Annotated in this window: 2 protein-coding genes; both read left to right on the top strand. The window is 70.9% G+C overall.

Features of this window, described 5'->3' with window-relative positions:
- The first annotated feature begins 393 nt into the window (after positions 1 to 393).
- Complete coding sequence (locus ACFVFH_RS33755; RefSeq protein ID WP_383776140.1) at positions 394 to 843, top strand: PTS glucose transporter subunit IIA; 450 nt, start codon at positions 394 to 396, stop codon at positions 841 to 843.
- A 76-nt stretch (positions 844 to 919) separates the two neighbouring features.
- Positions 920 to 2,590 carry a phosphoenolpyruvate--protein phosphotransferase gene (gene ptsP / locus ACFVFH_RS33750; RefSeq protein WP_383776138.1) on the top strand — a complete coding sequence of 557 codons (1,671 nt, stop codon included), beginning with the start codon at positions 920 to 922 and terminating at the stop codon, positions 2,588 to 2,590.
- Positions 2,591 to 2,734: the final 144 nt, after the last annotated feature.

Below are 2,734 nucleotides of genomic sequence, written 5' to 3'. Positions count from 1 at the left end.
TCGTGTCCGATTCCCGGCCGAAGCGGGATCCTGCATTTTCGCTTTCCAGTTCTTCGCTTTCGCGCTTCCCTTTCCGGCGAGTCCGACTCTATCAGCCCTTTTCGCTTTCCCTGACCAGCTCCCGCAGGCATGCAGGTGCCGAGTCCGAGTTAATGTCTGGGGCTTGGAAGTCGCTGCCGACCCCCGACGTGCAGTCGTATTGGGGCCAGGCAGGAGTACGACAGTACAGGCCGCCGGGAGTCGAGGCAAATCATGGCCGGTACAACCCTAGGGCCGTGAATCGGCAGTACTCGGGCGGAACCGTCACTTCTTATGACTTACGCTGCTGAACAGCACGCCGTCGCCCACAGGCTGTGACGGCGCCCATCAAGCTCCACCCCTGGGAGGCTCCCCATGACCACTGTGACGTCCCCTCTTGCCGGACGTGCCATCGGGCTCGCTGCAGTTCCGGACCCGGTCTTCTCCGGCGCGATGGTGGGTCCCGGCACCGCCATCGACCCCGTGCGCGAGCCGTCCGAGGCGGTGTCGCCGGTCGACGGCATCATCGTCTCCCTGCACCCGCACGCGTTCGTCGTCGTGGACCAGTCGGGCCGCGGAGTGCTCACGCACCTCGGCATCGACACCGTTCAGCTCAACGGCGAGGGATTCGAGCTGCTCGTGAACAAGGGGGACACGGTCACGCGCGGACAGGGCATCGTGCGCTGGGACCCCGCGGCCGTCGAGGCGGCCGGCAAGTCGCCGGTGTGTCCGGTCGTGGCACTGGAGGCCACCGCCGATTCCCTCTCCGAGGTCCGCGAGGACGGCGACGTGAAGATCGGTGACACCTTGTTCGGTTGGCAGTGACGAGTTCGGCGCGATGACTGCCGAAGGGATATCCACCGCGGGGGTACGGACCACCGCACGACCGGAGACGGGTGACATGGAGACAACGCTGCGAGGCGTCGGTGTGAGTCACGGAGTGGCGATCGGCGAGGTCCGTCACATGGGTACGGCGGTGCTCGAACCGCCGGCGAAGCAGATCCCCGCCGAGGAGGCCGAGCGCGAACAGGGGCGCGCCCGCCAGGCCGTGGAGGCCGTGGCGGCCGATCTGACCGCGCGCGGCAACCTGGCCGGCGGCGAGGCCCAGCACGTGCTGGAGGCCCAGGCCATGATGGCCCAGGACCCCGAGCTGATGGCGGACGTGGAACGGCGCATCGCCGTCGGCAGCACCGCCGAGCGTGGCGTCTACGACGCCTTCGCCTCCTACCGGGCGCTGCTCGCCAACGCCGGGGAGTACCTCGCCGGGCGCGTGGCCGACCTCGATGACGTACGCAACCGCATCGTGGCCCGGCTGCTCGGTGTGCCGATGCCCGGAGTGCCGGACAGCGACGAACCCTACGTACTGATCGCGCGGGACCTCGCGCCCGCCGACACGGCGCTGCTCGACCCGGCCCTGGTGCTCGGCTTCGTGACCGAGGAGGGCGGGCCGACCAGCCACAGCGCGATCCTGGCCCGCGCGCTCGGGGTGCCCGCCGTCGTGGCGCTCCCCGGTGCCGGTGAGCTCGCCGAGGGCACGGTCGTCGCCGTCGACGGCAGCACCGGGGAGATCTTCGTCGAGCCGAGCGCCGGGAAGCGCGCGGAGATGGAGAGCGCCGCCGCTGCGCGCAAGGCCGCGCTGTCGGCCTCGACCGGTCCGGGCGCGACCTCCGACGGTCACACGGTCCCGCTGCTCGCCAACATCGGCGGGCCCGGTGACGTCCCGGCGGCTCTTGAGGCCGGCGCCGAGGGCGTGGGGCTGTTCCGTACCGAGTTCCTGTTCCTCGACGACAGCAACCGGGCGCCGTCCGAGGAGAAGCAGGTCGCTGCGTACCGGGCCGTGCTGGAGGCGTTCCCCGAAGGGCGCGTCGTCGTGCGGGTGCTGGACGCCGGGGCCGACAAGCCGCTGGACTTCCTGACTCCGGCGGACGAGCCGAACCCGGCGCTGGGCGTACGCGGGCTGCGGAGCCTGCTCGACCACCCGGACGTGCTGCGCACCCAGCTGACGGCGCTGTCGAAGGCGGCCCGGGGGCTGCCGGTCCACCTCGAGGTCATGGCGCCGATGGTGGCGGACCGTGCGGATGCCAAGGCCTTCGCCGACGCCTGCCGCGAGGCGGGGCTGCAGGCGAAGTTCGGTGCGATGGTGGAGATTCCGTCCGCCGCGCTGCGGGCGCGCTCGATCCTGCGGGAGGTGGAGTTCCTTTCGCTGGGGACCAACGACCTGGCGCAGTACACCTTCGCCGCCGACCGTCAGGTCGGTGCGGTGTCGCGGTTGCAGGATCCGTGGCAGCCCGCGCTGCTCGACCTGGTGGCGCTGTCGGCGGAGGCGGCCGGGGCCGAGGGCAAGAGCTGTGGTGTCTGTGGTGAGGCGGCCTCCGATCCGCTGCTGGCCTGTGTCCTGACGGGGCTGGGAGTGACGTCGCTGTCGATGGGCGCCGCGTCCATTCCGTATGTGCGCGCCACGCTGGCGAAGTACACGCTCGCGCAGTGCGAGCGGGCCGCGGCCGCCGCTCGGGCGGCGGACTCCGCCGAGGAGGCGCGGGTCGCGGCCCAGGCGGTGCTGTCGGGCGAGTAGTCCGGACGGCGTTCTGTGGTGGAGGGGGCGTGCCCCCCCGGGGCGCGGGGCACCCCCCCCCGCAGATGCATGGGCAGTGTCATAAAAAAAAAATAAACGGGCCCCACTAAGGGGTGGGGTGATATCGGGGGTGGCCGGTGAATG

Origin of the sequence: Streptomyces sp. NPDC057697, from assembly GCF_042799335.1 — a bacterium.
Classification (GTDB): Bacteria; Actinomycetota; Actinomycetes; order Streptomycetales; family Streptomycetaceae; genus Streptomyces.
This window is presented reverse-complemented; position numbering and strand designations above follow the sequence as displayed.